The sequence below is a fragment of the Alkalibacillus haloalkaliphilus genome, assembly GCF_007991275.1.
GTDB classification, from domain to species: Bacteria; Bacillota; Bacilli; order Bacillales; family Alkalibacillaceae; genus Alkalibacillus; species Alkalibacillus haloalkaliphilus.
Window position 1 is genome coordinate 25,102 of record NZ_BJYA01000015.1, and the last position, 18,749, is coordinate 43,850.

General features: G+C 36.5%; 14 protein-coding genes, 1 other RNA gene, 1 pseudogene and 2 other annotated features. Of the genes and pseudogenes, 15 read left to right on the forward strand and 1 reads right to left on the reverse strand.

The annotated features are described in order from the left end of the window. The first annotated feature begins 22 nt into the window (after window positions 1-22). The 5 genes and pseudogenes from AHA02nite_RS10985 to ssrS all read left to right on the forward strand — a co-directional run bounded on the left by AHA02nite_RS10985 (window position 23) and on the right by ssrS (window position 6,409). Window positions 23-2,216 (forward strand): annotated as a pseudogene (locus AHA02nite_RS10985) (RelA/SpoT family protein). A gap of 12 nt (window positions 2,217-2,228) precedes the next feature. Continuing rightward, entirely contained in the window at window positions 2,229-2,675 is a 447-nt protein-coding gene (gene dtd, locus AHA02nite_RS10990; RefSeq protein ID WP_146817267.1) for a D-aminoacyl-tRNA deacylase, read from the forward strand. Window positions 2,676-2,733: 58 nt separating this feature from the next. Beyond that, window positions 2,734-2,966: a binding site (T-box leader), on the forward strand. Between the two features lie 98 nt (window positions 2,967-3,064). Beyond that, window positions 3,065-4,333 carry a histidine--tRNA ligase gene (hisS, locus tag AHA02nite_RS10995; protein WP_146817269.1) on the forward strand — a complete coding sequence of 423 codons (1,269 nt, stop codon included), beginning with the start codon at window positions 3,065-3,067 and terminating at the stop codon, window positions 4,331-4,333. 11 nt (window positions 4,334-4,344) lie between these two features. Then, a complete protein-coding gene (aspS, locus tag AHA02nite_RS11000) occupies window positions 4,345-6,123 on the forward strand; it encodes an aspartate--tRNA ligase (protein ID WP_174758192.1) in 1,779 nt (592 codons plus the stop codon). Window positions 6,124-6,223: 100 nt separating this feature from the next. Beyond that, window positions 6,224-6,409, forward strand: a non-coding RNA gene (gene ssrS / locus AHA02nite_RS11005) — 6S RNA. Window positions 6,410-6,842: 433 nt separating this feature from the next. Here the strand turns inward: ssrS and AHA02nite_RS11010 are convergent. After that, window positions 6,843-7,520, reverse strand: a complete 678-nt coding sequence (locus AHA02nite_RS11010; protein ID WP_146817273.1) for an RsfA family transcriptional regulator — start codon at window positions 7,518-7,520, stop codon at window positions 6,843-6,845. Between the two features lie 168 nt (window positions 7,521-7,688). Here AHA02nite_RS11010 and AHA02nite_RS11015 point away from each other — a divergent pair, with 168 nt between their 5' ends. The 10 genes from AHA02nite_RS11015 (at window position 7,689) to AHA02nite_RS11050 (ending at window position 18,748) form a co-directional block, all read left to right on the forward strand. Beyond that, a complete protein-coding gene (locus tag AHA02nite_RS11015; protein WP_146817274.1) occupies window positions 7,689-8,984 on the forward strand; it encodes a replication-associated recombination protein A in 1,296 nt (431 codons plus the stop codon). Window positions 8,985-9,141: 157 nt separating this feature from the next. Further along, on the forward strand, window positions 9,142-9,561 hold the full coding sequence (gene cymR, locus AHA02nite_RS11020) for a cysteine metabolism transcriptional regulator CymR (RefSeq protein WP_146817276.1): 420 nt from the start codon (window positions 9,142-9,144) through the stop codon (window positions 9,559-9,561). A 20-nt stretch (window positions 9,562-9,581) separates the two neighbouring features. Then, window positions 9,582-10,730 (forward strand): cysteine desulfurase family protein, encoded by a 1,149-nt coding sequence (locus tag AHA02nite_RS11025; protein ID WP_146817278.1) that lies wholly within the window; start codon window positions 9,582-9,584, stop codon window positions 10,728-10,730. Window positions 10,731-10,743: 13 nt separating this feature from the next. Next, window positions 10,744-11,856: a tRNA 2-thiouridine(34) synthase MnmA gene (mnmA, locus tag AHA02nite_RS11030; RefSeq protein ID WP_146817280.1), complete on the forward strand. Its 1,113-nt coding sequence runs from the start codon at window positions 10,744-10,746 to the stop codon at window positions 11,854-11,856. An 85-nt stretch (window positions 11,857-11,941) separates the two neighbouring features. Beyond that, entirely contained in the window at window positions 11,942-12,610 is a 669-nt protein-coding gene (locus tag AHA02nite_RS11035) for a tetratricopeptide repeat protein (RefSeq protein WP_146817282.1), read from the forward strand. A gap of 15 nt (window positions 12,611-12,625) precedes the next feature. Continuing rightward, on the forward strand, window positions 12,626-14,926 hold the full coding sequence (recD2, locus tag AHA02nite_RS11040; protein WP_146817284.1) for an SF1B family DNA helicase RecD2: 2,301 nt from the start codon (window positions 12,626-12,628) through the stop codon (window positions 14,924-14,926). A gap of 87 nt (window positions 14,927-15,013) precedes the next feature. Further along, on the forward strand, window positions 15,014-15,184 hold the full coding sequence (locus AHA02nite_RS15160; RefSeq protein WP_170236080.1) for a hypothetical protein: 171 nt from the start codon (window positions 15,014-15,016) through the stop codon (window positions 15,182-15,184). 114 nt (window positions 15,185-15,298) lie between these two features. Continuing rightward, window positions 15,299-15,433 (forward strand): hypothetical protein, encoded by a 135-nt coding sequence (locus AHA02nite_RS15385; protein WP_281284099.1) that lies wholly within the window; start codon window positions 15,299-15,301, stop codon window positions 15,431-15,433. 109 nt (window positions 15,434-15,542) lie between these two features. After that, window positions 15,543-15,746: a binding site (T-box leader), on the forward strand. A gap of 52 nt (window positions 15,747-15,798) precedes the next feature. After that, a complete protein-coding gene (gene alaS / locus AHA02nite_RS11045; RefSeq protein WP_146817285.1) occupies window positions 15,799-18,441 on the forward strand; it encodes an alanine--tRNA ligase in 2,643 nt (880 codons plus the stop codon). Between the two features lie 46 nt (window positions 18,442-18,487). Next, a complete protein-coding gene (locus tag AHA02nite_RS11050) occupies window positions 18,488-18,748 on the forward strand; it encodes an IreB family regulatory phosphoprotein (protein ID WP_146817287.1) in 261 nt (86 codons plus the stop codon). Window position 18,749 lies beyond the last annotated feature (1 nt).

The window sequence follows — 18,749 nt, forward strand, 5'->3', positions numbered from 1 at the left end:
TTAGAAACACCTAGGTGATGTTATGGCTAAACATGAAACTAAAACAATTGAACAAGTAATCCAAGACGCGAGTCGTTATTTAAATGAAGAAAATACGACGTTTCTTAGGCTTGCCTTTGATTACGCCAAAGAAGCGCATGAAGGTCAAATAAGAAAATCAGGAGAAGAATATATTATTCACCCTGTACAAGTTGCTAGTATTTTAGTTGATCTAGAAATGGATCCAGCAACGATCGCGAGTGGTTTCTTACATGATGTTATTGAAGATACTGGGATTACTTATGATGATTTAAAAGAGGAGTTTGGTGAAGAAGTAGCATCGCTCGTTGAAGGTGTAACCAAACTAGGTAAAATTAAATATAAATCAAAACAAGAGCAACAAGCAGAAAACCACCGTAAGATGTTTATTGCGATGGCTAAAGATATACGCGTGATTTTAATTAAGTTGGCAGACCGTCTGCACAATATTAGAACTTTAGACCATTTACCAGAACATAAGCAAAGACGAATTGCTAATGAAACATTAGAAATCTTTGCCCCTTTAGCTCACCGTTTAGGTATATCCACAATTAAATGGGAGCTAGAAGATATATCGTTAAGGTACTTAAATCCACAACAATATTACCGTATTGTTAACTTAATGAAGCAAAAGCGTGATGAGCGAGTCTATTATATTGAAAAAGTAATAAATGAGATTCAAGACCAATTAAAAGATGTTAGCATAACAGCAGAAATTTCAGGACGACCTAAACATATTTATAGCATCTATCGTAAAATGGCGATCCAAAAGAAAGATTTCAACGAGATTTATGATTTACTAGCAGTCCGAGTCATCGTTAAAAGTATTAAAGACTGCTATGCTGTTTTAGGTATTATTCATACTTGTTGGAAACCAATGCCAGGGCGTTTTAAAGACTATATTGCAATGCCGAAACCGAACCTTTATCAGTCTCTTCATACGACGGTAATTGGTCCTAAAGGTGATCCGCTTGAGGTGCAAATTCGAACTCAAGAAATGCACGAAATTGCTGAATATGGTATCGCTGCACACTGGGCGTATAAAGAAGGACAAGATCACGATCAAGAGAATATGTCGAAACAGTTAGCGTGGTTCCGAGAAATTCTTGAATGGCAAAGTGAAACAAATGATGCAGAAGAGTTTATGGAGTCATTAAAAGTTGATTTCTTTTCTGATATGGTTTACGTTTTCACACCGAATGGTGATGTAATAGAACTTCCGAGTGGTTCTGTCCCATTAGACTTTGCTTACAGAATTCATGCAGAAGTAGGTAATAAAACGGTCGGTGCTAAAGTAAACGGTAAGATCGAGCCATTAGATTATCGACTTAAAACGGGCGACATCGTTGAAATGTTAACGTCAAAACATTCATATGGCCCTTCTGAAGACTGGCTTAAAATCACACAAACGTCGCAAGCTAAAAATAAAATAAAACAGTTTTTCAAAAAAACAACGTCGTGATGAGAATGTCGATCGTGGAAAAGAACTGATTGAAAAAGAAATTAAAAGTTTAGACCTTTCACCTAAATCAGTTCTAGTTGAAGAAAACATTCAAAACGCTTTAAGTCGTTTTCATTTAAACACGCTAGAAGATTTGTATGCTGCAGTTGGCTATCAAGGAATTACAGCACAACAAGCAACGAATCGTTTAACTGAAAAATTAATCGAAAAAGAAAAACCTGTTGATTTAGAGAATTCTTTAATTGAAGCTCAACAAGAAGTAGAAACAAAAACTAAGAAAAAATCGACCGGAATTGGTGTCAATGTTAAAGGCGTGGACAACTTAATGGTTCGTCTTTCAAAATGTTGCAACCCAGTTCCTGGTGATGAAATTATCGGTTTTATTACAAAAGGACGCGGTGTTTCAGTTCACCGTGATGATTGTCCAAACATTAAAAACGAAGATGAGGCACGCTTAATTGATGTAGAATGGGAAGGTGTCAATCGTCAACGTAAAAACTATAGTGTCGATTTAGAAATATCAGGTTTCGACCGAAATGGTTTACTAAATGAAATTCTACAAGTCGTTAACGAAACGAATACTGATATCGTCGCTGTCACAGGTAAATCCGACAAAAATAAAATGGCAGTCATTAATTTAACTATTCTAATTCAAAATGTTGATCATTTAAGACGAATTGTTGATCGGATTAAACATATAAGCGACGTATTTACCGTACAAAGAACGATACAGTAAGGAGATTTTGTAATGAGAGCAGTCATACAACGTGTTACGACAGGTTCGGTTGAGGCTAATGATGAAATGACCGGTTCAATTGAATTAGGTTTAGTTGTTCTGCTAGGGGTTACACATGAAGATGATGAGCAAGACTTAAAGTATATTGCTGATAAAGTGACTAACTTACGTATTTTTGAGGATGAACAAGGCAAATTAAACTTATCAGTGAAAGATGTCGGCGGGAAAGTATTATCGATTTCTCAGTTCACTCTTTATGGAGATTGCCGAAAAGGTAGACGACCTAATTTTATGAGCGCAGCAAAACCTGACCAAGCAAATGATCTTTATGAGAAGTTTAATGAAGAAGTGGCAAACTTAGGTGTCCCAGTTGAGACAGGGGCCTTTGGTGAACATATGAAAGTTTCATTATTAAATGATGGTCCTGTTACTTTAATATTAGATTCCAAAGATAAATAGAAAGTAACTTGACATTTTGTGAATTACTATATATGATTATTTAAACATTTGAATATGATTAAAGCCTATGAAGGAAAAAGTAGTGAAAGAAGAGCGATTTCAGAGAAGGTTTATCTTGGCTGGAAATAAACCTATCAGTTCTTTTCATGAAAGACATTCTGGAGGTATGACATCGAACGTTAGCAATATATAATTAGTAGGTGTTCATCGCGTAATCGCGTTACGATAATGAAGAGAAAGCAGTATATGCTTTAATCAGGGTGGCAACACGGGAGAAGTCTCGTCCCTATCAAACGGTAAAGTTTGGTAGGGACGTTTTTTATTTTACGTAAAATTTTTAATATTTATTGATCACATATTGACTAAGAAATCAGAAGGAGGATTTTAACATGAACATTAGCGTTCCAAGAGGTACAGAAGACTTATTACCTGAAAATACAAAACAATGGCAAGTTGTTGAAGAGGCATTGAAAGGTTTAGCTCACACTTATCACTATGATGAAATTCGGACTCCAATGTTTGAACGAACTGAACTGTTCCAACGAGGAGTTGGTGATACGACAGATATCGTCCAAAAGGAAATGTATACATTTGAAGATCGTGGTGGAAGAAGTTTGACTCTACGCCCAGAAGGAACTGCATCTGTTGCAAGGTCTTACGTACAACACAAAATGCACGGCAATGCTGACCAACCTACGAAACTTTATTACTTAGGGCCGATGTTCAGATATGAACGTCCACAGCAAGGACGCACACGTCAATTTACTCAGTTTGGCATTGAAGCAATTGGAAGTGCTGACCCAGCAATTGATGCTGAAGTCATTGCATTTGCAATGGATTGCTATCAAGTATTAGGTTTAAAATCGTTAAAATTAGTATTGAATAGTTTAGGTGACAAAGAAAGTCGTGAAGCACATAGGCAAGCTTTAGTTGAGCACTTCAAACCTTATCAAGAAGAGTTATGTTCAGATTGTCAAATGCGTTTAGAACAAAACCCACTAAGGTTACTCGATTGTAAAGTAGACCGTGATCACCCAACAATGAGTTCTGCTCCTTCAATTTTGGAGTATTTAAATGATTACTCATCACAATACTTTGAAGAAGTTAAAAAGCATTTAGATGCTATGGGAATTTCTTATGTAGTCGATGAGACGCTAGTAAGAGGCCTTGATTATTATACACATACCGCTTTTGAAATTATGAGTGAGGCTGAAGGTTTTGGTTCGATTACGACACTATCAGGTGGTGGACGTTATAACGGCTTAATTCAAGATCTAGGTGGACCTGAAAATTCAGGAATTGGTTTTGCTTTAAGTATCGAACGTTTATTAATGGCTTTAAAAGCAGAGGGAATTGATCTTGAAACAGGCCAAACGCTTGATTGTTTCGTTATTACGATGGGTGATGAAGCGAAGTATACAGCTTCCAGTTTGGTTTATAAACTTAGAAAAGCAGGGTTTAGAACTGACCAAGATTATTTAGATAAGAAAATGAAGGCACAGTTTAAAGCAGCTGATCGTTACAAAGCAAAGTATGCCATTATTATTGGTGAAGATGAAGTAAACAATGGTGTTGCAAACGTTAAGAATTTAGTAGAAGGCGAACAAAAAACAATTGAACTCGATAAAATTATCGAACAGTTAGAAACGTCAGTTTAAGGAGGATCATCATGGAACGAACACATTGTGGACATATTAGAACAGAGCATGTCGACCAGAAAGTAAAATTAAAAGGTTGGGTGCAAAAGCGTAGAGATTTAGGCGGGTTAATTTTTATTGATTTAAGAGATCGTTCTGGAATTGTGCAGACGGTTTTCAGCCCAGAACATAATGAAGAAGCATTACAAGTAGCAGAAAAGTTAAGAAGCGAATACGTCGTTGAAATTGAAGGCACAGTTTTAAAGCGTGATACTTCAACAATTAACGAAAATATGGCGACAGGTGAAGTTGAAGTGTTAGTAGACGGTGTAACTGTTGTTAACGAATCGAAAGCATTACCGATTAAAGTAGATGATCATAAAGACTTAACAGAAGAAACACGTCTGAAATATCGTTATTTAGATTTGCGCCGTGAGCCAATGCAAGAAACGTTAATTTTAAGACATAGAACGGCTCAAGCGATTCGACATTATTTAAACTCAAATGACTTTTTAGAGATGGAAACACCTATTTTAACGAAAAGTACACCTGAAGGGGCAAGAGACTATTTAGTACCTAGCCGTGTTAACCCTGGTCAGTTTTACGCTTTACCTCAATCACCACAAATCTTTAAGCAGTTGTTTATGGTGTCAGGTTTTGAAAAGTATTATCAAATCACCCGTTGCTTTAGAGATGAAGACTTAAGAGCAGACCGCCAGCCAGAGTTTACACAGGTTGATATTGAGACTTCTTTCTTATCACAAGAAGAAATTATGCAAATGACTGAAGAAATGCTTCAGTCGGTTGTAAAAGAAGTTAAGGGGCTAGATGTGACACTGCCATTCCCTCGCTTAACTTATGATGAAGCAATGGAACGTTATGGGTCAGATAAACCTGACACACGATTTGGTTTAGAATTAGTTAATATGAGCGGCGTGTTCCAAAACAGTGGTTTTAAAGTATTTAAACAAGCTGTTGAATCAGGTGGAAAAGTAAGTGCTATAAACGTTAAAGGCTTTGCAGATCAGTATTCTCGTAAAGACATTGATCATTTAACAGAATTCGTTTCTGTGTACGGAGCTAAAGGATTGGCTTGGATGAAAGTCGATGGTGAATCACTAACTGGACCAATCGCGAAATTCTTTGAAGAAGAAGAGGAACATTCAATCTTAGAAGCATTAAATGGCGAATCAAATGACTTATTGTTATTTGTAGCAGACAAACCAGATGTTGTTGCAGCAAGTTTAGGTGCTCTAAGGTCAAAACTAGGTAAAGAGTTAAACTTAATTGATGAGAGCCAATTTAACTTCTTATGGGTTACGGACTGGCCATTATTTGAATATGATGAAGATGATGGGCGTTATCATGCTGCACACCATCCATTTACAATGCCGCAAACAGGTGATATGAACCAGTTACATGAAGATCCTTCTAATGTTAAAGCAAAAGCTTATGATGTTGTTTTAAATGGTTATGAACTAGGTGGTGGTTCACTTCGTATTTATAAGAAAGACATGCAAGAAAAGATGTTTGAAGCATTAGGTTTTTCTAAAGAAGAAGCACATGATCAATTTGGTTTCTTGTTAGAGGCTTTAGAGTTTGGTGCGCCACCTCATGGCGGTATCGCTTTAGGCTTTGACCGTTTAGTCATGATTTTAGCTGGTAAGACGAATTTACGTGATACAATTGCATTTCCAAAGACAGCTTCAGCATCAGACTTATTAACTCAAGCTCCTTCTCAAGTTGATCAACATCAATTGGAAGAGCTTTACTTGCAAAGTATCGCGAAATATGAAGATAATGAAGGCTAATGTACCTAAAAATTGCTACCTACCATAGAACTACTCTTTAGCACTTGAAACGATGTTAGCTTCATGCTATGATTTAATTACAAAATAACAAAGCAACCAATCAATCCTAATGTGTTCGTCTTACTCCACATAAGTTTTGACCGAACACTTATATTGTAGGGAGTCCGGACGTTTCCATATTGCGTAAAAGCCTTTGTTAAGGACTTACAAGATATATGGAACAGGACACCCACCTGCCTTGAGCGGGTTCAAAACAATACGGAGGGACGGCACAATTGGGATTGTTACATAAAGTCGAAAAACACTAATCAAATGATTAGTGTTTTATTTTGATGTAGCTGTACTTTTTTAGGGTCTATACTAAATGTGGTGGTGTCTTGCGATGGACGCTTGCACCCACAGGGCACAAATGCAACATCTGCTCATTAAAGCGCAGGACAAAATCAATGAAAACAAGATTACATAGCAACTTTTGTGTTAGGTGAGGTGTATTAAGCGGAATCAAAATGCGTAGACTCCTGCGGGAACAGCACGAGTCTCGAGACCCCACAGGCCCCGTTCTTTGGGCCGAGGAGGCTCGAGCCGTGCCCGCGGAAAGCGAAGCATTTTGATGTAGCGATGTTCAATATATTCTTTGAAAGTGCAAATTTTCATCACCACATTTGATATAGAACCATAAAAAAGGGTAAGGACTTGTTTTGTTCCTTACCCATTTTTTATTATTTAGCTATTTGCTGTAAATTACCGTTTTTCTCCATCTTAAATGATGGTGTCGTTACTTCATCTTCATCAAATACCATCATCTTACGAGCGCGATCCATAATGTTAATGAATGTTTGATAATCCTCTTGTAAGCTAGCGTATTGTTGCGACATTTCTTCTACCTTCGCTTTTAGTTGCTCGTTTTCATTACGAACTTCTTCATTTTCATGTTTTAAAGCTTCTAGCTCACTATTGATTTGTTCATTCACTTGATTTGAAGTTTTCAGTTGGTTTAATTGATGAATGATAGAGTCAATAGAAGGAGCACTAGTAGATACTTCGTTTGTTTGTACTTGCATTGTCGAATTCTCTACTGGCATTGCTGTTTCTTCTACTGTCATTGGTAGATTTACTTCAGGCTGTACAGTACGTCTTGGTTGAGGTTTTCTTTGTTGTTGTTGGGCTTTCTTCCTCTGTTTTCTTTGCCTTTTCGCTAAATCTACTGCTTTCTCATAGTTTTTTCTAACTTCAGCATTCCATCTAAAGCCACATGCTGCAGCTGTACGATTTAGTTGATCACCAACCTCTTCAAAAGCATTTAACTGTGTACTTCCTTCTCTTATATGCCTTAGCACAGTTTCAGCTAATAATAGGTCATCTTCGTGAGACCAAGCATCTTGACGAACTTTCACCATATGTTTTCATCCTTTCATTTTAAATCATTTATGTTTGTATAATTAATAGTTTTCTGTTTCTATCATGCGCAATAAGCTATTATTTTATACATAAGAGGTGATTATTCGTCAATTTACCTTTGAATATAGTAAAATAATATAAGAGTTTAGACTAAAAGGAGTTCTAACATGTTTTTTAAAGAGCCATTAGCATACCGAATGAGACCTGAAACAATTGAAGATGTGGTCGGTCAAGATGACGTAATTGGTGAAAATACACCATTATATAAAATGATTAACCAAGGACATGTACCATCCATGATTTTATATGGAGAGCCTGGAACTGGTAAAACTTCACTAGCCTTTGCCATAGCAGGATCTACAAATCAAGATTTCTATGCGATTAATGCTACAACTTCTAGTAAAAAAGAAATAGAAGAGATTACAGCTAAAGCCAAAATGAGTGAAGGAGCCATTTTGTTTATTGATGAGATCCACCGATTTAATAAAAGCCAGCAAGATTATTTATTGAAAGCTTTGGAAGAAGGTGTGATTACATTAATTGGTGCAACTACAGAAAACCCTTATCACAGTGTAAATAACGCAATTCGTTCAAGGTGTGGTCAAATTAAACAGTTATCATTATTATCACCTGAAGCCGTTAAAACATTACTGAACAAAGCATTAAATGATGAGTATAGAGGCTTAGGTCATTTAAATATTGATATAAAAGACCATTTAATAGAACAAATTGCTTCTATAACAGGAGATGCGAGGACGGCATTAACTTTATTAGAAGATATTGTTTTTGCATCAGACCAAAATGAAGAAGGTACTTATATTGTCGATGAAGATACAGTCAATTATTGCATTCGTAATAAAGGGTTCTCACACGATAAAAAAGGTGATATTTATTATAATTTATTATCAAGTTTTCAAAAGAGTATTAGAGGAAGTGACGTTAATGCCGCACTACATTACTTAGCTAGACTGTTAGAAGGTGGCGACCTAGAAGCTATTACAAGAAGGTTACTCGTCATTGCCTATGAGGATATCGGTTTAGCGAATCCACAGCTTTGTTCACGAGTATTACCTGCTATTGAATCAGTTGAACGTCTTGGATTACCTGAAGGGAGAATCCCGCTATCTGTAGTGACAGTTGAATTATCGTTATCTCCAAAATCAAACACAGCTTATAAAGCATTAGATCAAGCAATAACCCATGTGCAAAAAGGTATTACTGATGATATCCCTGACCATTTAAAAGACACTCATTATCACGGTGCTAAAGATTTAGGGCACGGTATTGAATACAAATATCCTCACAATTACGCAGGGTCTTGGGTTTATCAAGAATACTTGCCAGAAAAGTTAAAAGATGCTAGTTATTATACACCGAAAGAAATTGGTGAAGAAAAGCGGTTGGCTCAAGTGTATGACAAGTTGAATAACTTGAAGCAGAAAGCACGCCATAATAAAACTTAACTAATGCATGACGGCTTACATCATGCTATAATATCACATGGTTTTTAACAGATGATCTTTACAGTAATTTATATAAATTATGTTGTTACTTTAAGAGGCACAACAACGTGTTATACTGATTAATATAGAAAGATGAGCGTTTAAGGAGGAGCTTTAATTGAAGATTTCAACTAAAGGCCGATACGGTCTAACCATTATGATTGCATTAGCAAAGAATTACGGTGACAAGCCGATTCCATTAAAGTCAATCGCTTCTGAATATGATTTATCTGAACATTATTTAGAACAATTAATTGCTCCTCTTCGAAACGAGGGGTTAGTTAAAAGTGTAAGAGGTGCAAAAGGTGGTTATTTATTAACCCGTGAGCCAAAACTAATTACTGCAGCAGATATTATTAAAACTTTAGAAGGTCCAATTCGACCTGTAGAAGAGATGGATGATGAAGAACCATCAAAACGTGAACTATGGAAAAGAATACGTGATGCGGTAAAAGACGTGTTAGAAACGACTACTTTACAAGATCTCGTCGACTATGATGACAATAACTATCAAGAAGAGCATATGTTTTATATTTAGTTACAAAGAAGGTGAAAGAAGTGTCACATATCTATTTAGACCATGCTGCTACAACGCCGTTACATGAATCGGTTCAAGAACAGATGACTTCAGTTATGCAAAACCATTTTGGTAATCCATCTAGTATTCACTTTTTCGGAAGAGATAGCCGAAAATTGCTAGATCAAGCGCGAACGACTATCGCTAAAAGTATTAATGCGCCATTTACATCGTTAATCTTTACAAGTGGTGGTACTGAAGCAAATAATTTAGCGATTTTTGGTTCTGCTTATGCTAATGAACAGTATGGACGCCATATAATTACGACACAAATTGAACACCATGCCGTATTACATCCGTGTGAACGACTAGAAAGCGAAGGCTTTGATGTCACATATTTACCTGTAGATGAAACGGGACAAGTCGACCTTAATCAACTAAAAGAAGCATTAAGAGACGATACGATTTTAGTGACAATTATGTCTGTTAATAATGAAGTTGGTGTGATCCAACCCATTCAAGAAATTGGTGAATTGTTAGAAGAACATCAAGCTGTTTTCCATACTGACGCTGTACAAGCTTATGGGGTACAACAAATCGATGTTCAAGAGATGAAAGTAGATTTATTAACGGCTTCTTCACATAAAATATATGGTCCAAAAGGCGTCGGGTTTTTATATAAACATGAAAAACATCACTTAAAGCAACAAGTATTTGGTGGTGAACAAGAACGTAAGTGGCGTTCAGGTACAGAAAATACTTTAGCAATTGCTGGTTTCGAGCAAGCTGTAAAAGTATTGATGGAAGAACGAGAAAGCCGTAATACTCATTATCAAGCTCTATTCAATGAACTCATTGCTCAATTAGAAAAACAAGAGATGGAGTTTTCAATAAATGGAGATTTGAATAACCGAGTGTCTAACATTGTTAATATAAGTTTTCCTAAAACAGAGGTCGAAATGTTTTTAACGAATCTAGACTTAGCAGGTATAGCAGTATCGTCTGGTTCTGCTTGTACGGCAGGTTCAATTGATCCATCTCACGTTTTAAAAGCGATGTATGGTGAAGAAGATGAGCGGTTATATAATTCGATTCGGTTTAGTTTTGGGATTCATAATACTTTAGATGAAATGAAGCAAGTCGCTGAAAAGATACAGCCGATTGTCGAACGATTAAAGAGTTTATCATAAAGGTGGTGAGAGCATGGAAGATCGTTCAAATATTCGAGTAGTTGTCGGAATGTCAGGTGGTGTTGACTCATCTGTTACAGCCCTATTATTAAAGCAACAAGGCTACGATGTCGTCGGAATCTTTATGAAAAACTGGGACGATACTGATGAGTTTGGTGTATGTACAGCAACACAAGATTATGAAGATGTTGCACGTGTATGCAACCAACTAGATATTCCTTATTACTCAGTAAACTTTGAAAGCAAATATTGGGATAAAGTATTCCAATATTTCTTAGATGAATATAAAGCAGGTCGGACACCAAATCCGGATGTTATGTGTAATAAAGAAATAAAATTCAAAGCCTTCTTAGACCATGCTGTCGGTTTAGGAGCAGATTATTTAGCTACAGGGCATTATGCTCAAGTTCGTGAAAAAGATGGTCAAGTTGAAATGTTACGTGGCGTTGATGATAACAAGGACCAAACTTATTTCTTAAACCAAATATCTAAAGACATCTTACCTAAGATTATGTTTCCGCTTGGTGGTTTAGCGAAACGAGAAGTACGTGAAATTGCTGAAGAGCATGATTTAGCTACTGCCAGCAAGAAAGACAGTACAGGAATATGTTTTATTGGTGAGAGAAACTTTAAAGAATTTTTAAGTGAGTATTTACCAGCTCAACCAGGTGAGATGCAAACTTTATCAGGTGAAGTAAAAGGTCGTCATGACGGGTTAATGTATTACACGATCGGGCAACGACAAGGTCTTGGCATTGGTGGTTCAGGTGATCCATGGTTTGTAGTTGGGAAAAATTTAACTGATAACGTCTTATATGTAGAGCAAGGTTTCCATCATGAAGCATTGTATTCGGATGAATTGTTAGCTGTTGACGTTAATTGGTTAGTTGACCGCGATCTAACTCAACCTCTTAAATGTACAGCCAAGTTTAGATATCGTCAAAAAGATAGTGGTGTAACAGTTCATGTTAATGAGGATGGTACGGCAAACGTTATATTCGATGAACCTCAACGTGCAATTACACCAGGGCAAGCTGTCGTCTTTTACGAAGGTGATGTTTGTTTAGGTGGCGGTACAATTGATGAAGTTTATCGTGAACAACAACCATTAAGCCATTTAGGATAAATTTAAGTTTAAGCAGAATAAAAAGTCAGCACGATGAGTGGTGACTTTTTTCTCTATTTTTGAAGATAAAAGGAGTAAATTAAAGATGAGCGAGTTACAAAAAGGTATTGAATATATGCAAAATCATCAATTTGAAGAAGCGGCTCAGTCTTTCAATAATTACATTGAAGAGAATCCAGAAGATCCAGTAGGGTTTATTAATTTTGCCAACCTTCTAGTCCATTTACAAGAATATGATTCAGCTGAACGGTTTTATAATAAAGCATTAGAGTTAGAAGAGAAGCTACCGGCTGCTCATTACGGTTTAGGCAACATGTATTATGAACAAGAACAATATGACCAGGCGACTAAACAATTCCAAGATGCGATGAAACAAGGCTTAGATGATGAAGATGTTTATTTCATGTTAGGTATGTCATTATTAAATCAAGAAATGCCTAAACTAGCACTTCCATATTTGCAAAGAGCAAGCGAGTTAAGTCCTGAAGACATTGATATTCAATTCCAATACGGCTTAACTTTAGCTTATGGCAATATGATTGATGAAGCTTATGAACAAATGAATGTCGTCTTATCATTAGATGAAGAACATAGTGATGCTTATTACAACAAAGGTGTTTGCTTACTTTATTCAGAAAAGCCAGAAGAAGCCCTCGTACAGTTTGAAAAAGCGTTAGCTATACAAGAAGAACACTTATTAGCAGGAAATGCAAAGAAACAAGTCGAACAGTTATTACAAGAGCGAGATGGATAGAAGGAGAAACGGATCATGTCTGATCAAAAATATGCTAAAGGCCAATTAAATCACATGATCTTTCACAATCAACAGACGCAATTTTCGATTGCGTCTATTTCTGTTCAAGATACTGACCTTGAATTAGATGAAGAAGAATTAGTTGTGAAAGGTAACTTTCCACCTTTAACACACGGCAATGATTATATATTTTATGGAACTATACAAGTTCACCCGAAATTCGGAGAACAACTACAAGTCTTTACATATGAAAAAGAATTACCGAAAACTGAAGAAAGTCTTGTCAAATATTTATCAAGCGATTTATTTTATGGTATTGGTCAAAAGACAGCGCAAAAAATTGTTGATACATTAGGGATTAATGCAGTCGATGAAGTGCTAAGAGATTCAGCAAAACTTGATCAAGTTGTCGGTTTAAAACCTGAAACTAAAAAACAATTTATTGCAGACCTAAGAATAAACCAAGGTTTTGAGCAAGTGACTGTTGAGTTGGCGAAATATGGGATAGGTTTGCAGTTAGCCGGGAAGCTTTATCATGCTTACCATGAAAATACGATCGAACAATTAAAAGAAAATCCTTATCAATTTGTTTTTGATGTAGAAGGATTTGGTTTTCAACGTGCTGATGAAATTGCTGAGTCCATTGGAATTAAAGATGAACATCCGACTCGAATTCAAGCAGGTGTCCTACATGTTTTAGATCAACAATCTTCTAATGGACATGTTTACGTAGAGAAAGAGCAGCTGTTAAAACAATTAAATTCGCTTTTATATCAAGGACGAAATCATGAGAACGATGAATCGCTAGAGCAACACTTGAAGTTTTTAATCGATGAAGATCTAATTGTACAAGAAGATGATCGAGTTTACTTACCTCAACTTTATTTTGCTGAAGAAGGTGTTGCTTCACAACTGACGCGCATATTAGCGACTGAACAAGATGCATCTTATGACGAAAGTGAACTGTTAAAAGTAATTGGTGAAATCGAAGAACAAGAAGGTATTGCATACGGTGAAGAGCAATATGAAGCGGTCAAGAAAGCTTTAGATGAGAAAGTGATGTTACTTACAGGTGGACCTGGAACTGGGAAAACAACAGTTGTTAAAGGTATTATCCACTGTTATGAAGTACTGTTTCGTAAAAACGAAAACAAACATCAATCAGATTATATATTAGCAGCTCCAACTGGAAGAGCTGCTAAAAGGTTAACTGAATCAACTGGCTTAAAAGCAAAAACGATACATAGTCTTCTCGGTTGGTCGGGTGAAGAGCATTTTGAATTTAACGATGGAAACCAACTGAAGGGTAAAGTTTTAATTGTTGATGAGTTTTCGATGGTTGATATTTGGTTAGCGAACAGTTTGCTTAAAGCAGTTCCTGCCGACATGAAAGTCATCTTTGTTGGTGATGAAGACCAATTACCATCTGTAGGTCCAGGTCAAGTCCTAGCTGACTTATTAAAGTCGAAAGTCGTACCAGTGTGTCAGTTAAAAGAAATTTATCGGCAAAAAAATGATTCTTATATCGTTAAACTTGCTCATGATATTAAAAACGATCAAATACCCATGCAGTCAGTTGGCAAAAAAGATGATTTTAATTTTATTGAAACAAATACTGATCATGCTTTAAATACAATTGAACAGATCGTAAAGAAAGCGTTGGATAGAGGATATTCAATGCGTGATATTCAAGTGTTAGCTCCAATGTATAAAACAAAAGTTGGGATACATGAATTAAATCAAACGTTGCAAAATATCTTTAACCCTAAAGAAGAAGGTAAACGTGAAATCGAACATTTTCAGTCTGTCTTTAGAACGGGTGATAAAATTATCCAACTTGTAAATCAGCCAGAGAAAGATGTGTTTAATGGTGATATCGGTGAAATTGTCGCTATTAAACACGCCAAGGAAGCTGAGTCAAAAAAAGATGAATTAATTATTAATTTCGAAGGACTTGAAGTATCTTATACGAGACAAGATTTTAACCAAATTATGCTAGCTTATGCGATCTCTATTCATAAATCTCAAGGTAGTGAGTTCCCAATTGTGATTTTACCAATTGTTAGATCATTCAAGCGAATGTTAGTGAAAAATTTAATTTATACAGCGATTACACGTGGTAAATCTTCTCTTATTATATGTGGCAGTTATGACGTCTTTTTGGAAGGTATGCAAAAACAACAAGCGTACGAACGTAATACGAGTCTTGTCTCACGTATAAAATCATTTAATCTAAAAGAACGTGAAGAAGATCTTAGTGAATTAGAACCAGATGAACAGTTTGAGGAAGATATTTCACCTTATGATTTTATGTAGAAAGCTCAAACTAAGAATGTTCGTACCATTGGTATAGAACGAAGATGAAACGGGGAGGATGTAGGCAAAAAGGAAAGAGGGTTTTTTATGAACTGCCCGAATTGCCAAACATCTGATATCGGTAAAATCGGTAGTCAACAGTTTTATTGTTGGAACTGTTTTATAGAACTATCCGTAAAAGAAGATGGCAATATGCACGTGCATGAAGTGCAAGAGGATGGGACGATTTCCTCTTTAGACGACCTGTTTTCGGAATAACTGTGGCAAGGTTGACCATTCTTTGCTAATAGGTGGGGAATCAGAAGAAAGCGTAATGCTTGCTTGTTGAAAGGTTTATGCACCATATCAGTAGATAAAGGTTGGTGAACAACTTTGAGTCGAGTAATTTCAACAGGTGTCATGGGAGCTGCCGCGTTATACTTTATGCGTAACCGAAATATACGTAAAAGTGGTATGTGGAAACAGCTTCGTAAATCTGGTAAAAAGCTAAGAAAAAGGTATCTCTAAAACACACACAACCGTTCGAGCTCGAACGGTTGTGCTACATATATAAGTTGACATTAACAAGGCAATTATCTATAATAACCTCATGAAAAACATGTTAAATATTAAGTGATATAAATCAATGATGGAAACGAGTAAATGACAGTCCACTTTCAGAGAGGCATTTTATTAGCTGAGATAAATGCTAAGTGAAGGGTCATTGAAGCTAATCCGGAGAGCGGTTAACCCCCGACGTCTCACCACGTTACGGTGATCTAAGATGATAGATGTTAAGTCTATAATTAGGGTGGTACCGCGCGCAATAGTCGTCCCTACATGTAACGTGTAGAGACGGCTATTTTTTTGTACATAAAAAAGGAGGTAACAAAATGAAACAACTTCAATCACATGAAGTAAGGCAAATGTTTTTAGACTTTTTTAAGGAAAAGAAACACGGTGTTGAGCCGAGTCGTTCTTTAGTTCCTCAAGATGATCCAACTTTATTATGGATTAACAGTGGTGTTGCCACATTAAAGAAATACTTTGACGGCCGTATAGTCCCTGACAATCCCAGAATAGTTAACGCTCAGAAGTCCATTAGAACAAATGATATCGAAAATGTAGGGTTTACAGCAAGACACCATACATTCTTTGAGATGTTAGGGAACTTCTCAATCGGTGATTACTTTAAAGAAGAAGCGATTGAATGGGCGTGGGAGTTTTTAACGAGTGATTATTGGATTGGATTCGATGAAGATAAACTAGCTGTCACGGTTCACCCTGAAGATGAAGAAGCTTATGACATTTGGCTAAATAAAGTAGGGGTGCCTGCTGAACGCATTATTCGAATTGAAGAAAACTTTTGGGATATTGGAGAAGGACCAAGTGGCCCAAACACTGAAATATTTTACGATCGTGGTGAAAGTTATGGTAATGACCTTAATGACCCTGAACTTTACCCAGGTGGAGAAAATGAACGTTACTTAGAGATCTGGAACTTAGTATTTTCACAGTTTAACCATAATCCTGATGATACGTACACACCACTTCCTAAGAAAAATATTGATACAGGTATGGGGTTAGAAAGAATAGTATCTGTTATTCAAGATACGAAAACAAACTTCGAAACGGATCTGTTTAAACCGATTATTGAACGTACTGAGAAGATCTCTAATGTCACTTATGGTCAATCAACAAGGCAAGATACAGCATTCAAAGTAATTGCTGACCACGTTAGAACAGTAGCTTTTGCAATTGGGGATGGTGCCCTGCCATCAAATGAAGGCCGTGGTTATGTATTAAGAAGGCTACTACGTCGTGCCATTAGATTTGCTAAAGACTTAAATATTAATGAACCATTCATGTATCAATTAGTTGATGAAGTCGCAAGCATTATGTTTGAATTTTACCCAGAAGTTCATGAGAAGAAAGACTTTATTAAAGATGTAATGAAAAAAGAAGAGCAACGTTTCCATGAAACACTTCAAGAAGGTTTAGCAATACTAGAGAAAGTTATGAAATCTGAAAAAGAAAAAGGAAGTAACGTTTTTCCTGGCGAAGAAGTATTTACACTTTATGATACTTATGGATTTCCAAAAGAACTAACAGAAGAATATGTAGAGGCAGAAGGCTTCTCCATCGATGAACCAGGCTTTGAGAAGGAAATGAAAAAGCAACGTGACCGTGCACGTGAAGCAAGACAAAAAGTCGATTCCATGCAAGTCCAAGACCAAGTGTTACAACAAATTCATACGAAAAGTGAGTTTGTAGGTTTTGAGCAATTAGCAGTGGATACTACTTTAGACGTTATTGTAAAAGATTCAGATCTGATTGATGAAGCGCAAACTGGTGATGTTGCAACGTTAGTCCTTGCTCAAACGCCATTTTATGCTGAAAGCGGTGGACAAATTGCAGACAAAGGAATAATTACAACTGAAACTGGTAAAGCTTCAGTGATGGATGTTCAAAAAGGTCCAAATGGCCAAAACTTACATCAAGTTGATGTGATTGAAGGGACTTTAAAATCTGGACAATCAGTCTCAGCTGAAGTGACGCGTTATGAACGTCAGCAAGTCATTAAAAACCATACTGCAACACATTTGTTACATCAAGCTTTAAAAGATGTTTTAGGTGATCACGTCAATCAGGCGGGATCATTAGTCGCTCCAGATCGTTTACGTTTTGACTTTACACACTTTAATGCTGTATCGGAAGAGGAATTACAACAAATAGAAACGATTGTAAATGAGAAAGTGTGGGCTTCCATTCCAGTTGCTATCATGCACAAGTCATTAGACGAAGCTAAACAAATGGGTGCAATGGCATTATTTGATGCTAAATATGGTGAAGAAGTAAGAGTAGTAGCTGTTGATGATTACAGTATTGAACTTTGTGGAGGTTGCCACGTCGGTAACACAGCAGAAATCGGTCTATTCAAGGTTACTCAAGAAACAGGGATTGGTGCAGGAACACGTAGAATAGAGGCGTGTACTGGTCCTGGAGCTTATGAGTATTATCAAGGTAGAGAACAGTTACTAAATGATGCAGCTTTCAAGTTGAAGACTAAAACTGAACAAGTACCACAAAGAATTGATACACTATTCCAAGAAATGAAGGATTTACAAAAGGACAATGAATCACTTTCAGCGAAACTAGCCAATGTTGAATCAGCTAACATCTTAGATGAAGTTGAAACAATTGATGGTGTTAACCTTTTAGCACAAAAAGTCGATGTTAGTGATATGAATGCTTTACGCAATATGGTCGATGAGTTAAAACAAAAAGTTGATTCAGGCATCATATTATTAGCCATGGAGAATGGTGACAAGGTACAATTGGCTTCAGGTGTTTCTAAAGATTTAGTTGATCGAGGGTTTCACGCAGGTCATGTTATTAAAGAAGCTGCAACAAGATGTGGTGGAGGCGGTGGAGGCCGTCCTGACATGGCACAAGCTGGTGGTAAACAACCAGAAAAAATTGATGAAGCACTAGCGTCGGCGAAAGATTATATTAAAACTGTTTTAACTTCGTAGCTTTTAGGTATATAATGTAGTTAAAGTGGTTTGAGGGGGATTGAAAATGTCGAACGATCACACTATGAAATTTCAGTTTTCAGATGACTCACAAGAACAATTAGTAAACGAAATTTTACATCAAGTTTATAGTTCATTGGAAGAGAAAGGATACAATCCAATCAACCAAATAGTCGGTTACTTATTATCAGGTGACCCTGCATATATCCCTCGACACAATGATGCTCGTAATTTAATCTCACAAATAGAACGAGATGAAATTATCGAAGAAGTTGTAAAGAACTATTTGCAGACGAATAAAAGATAAA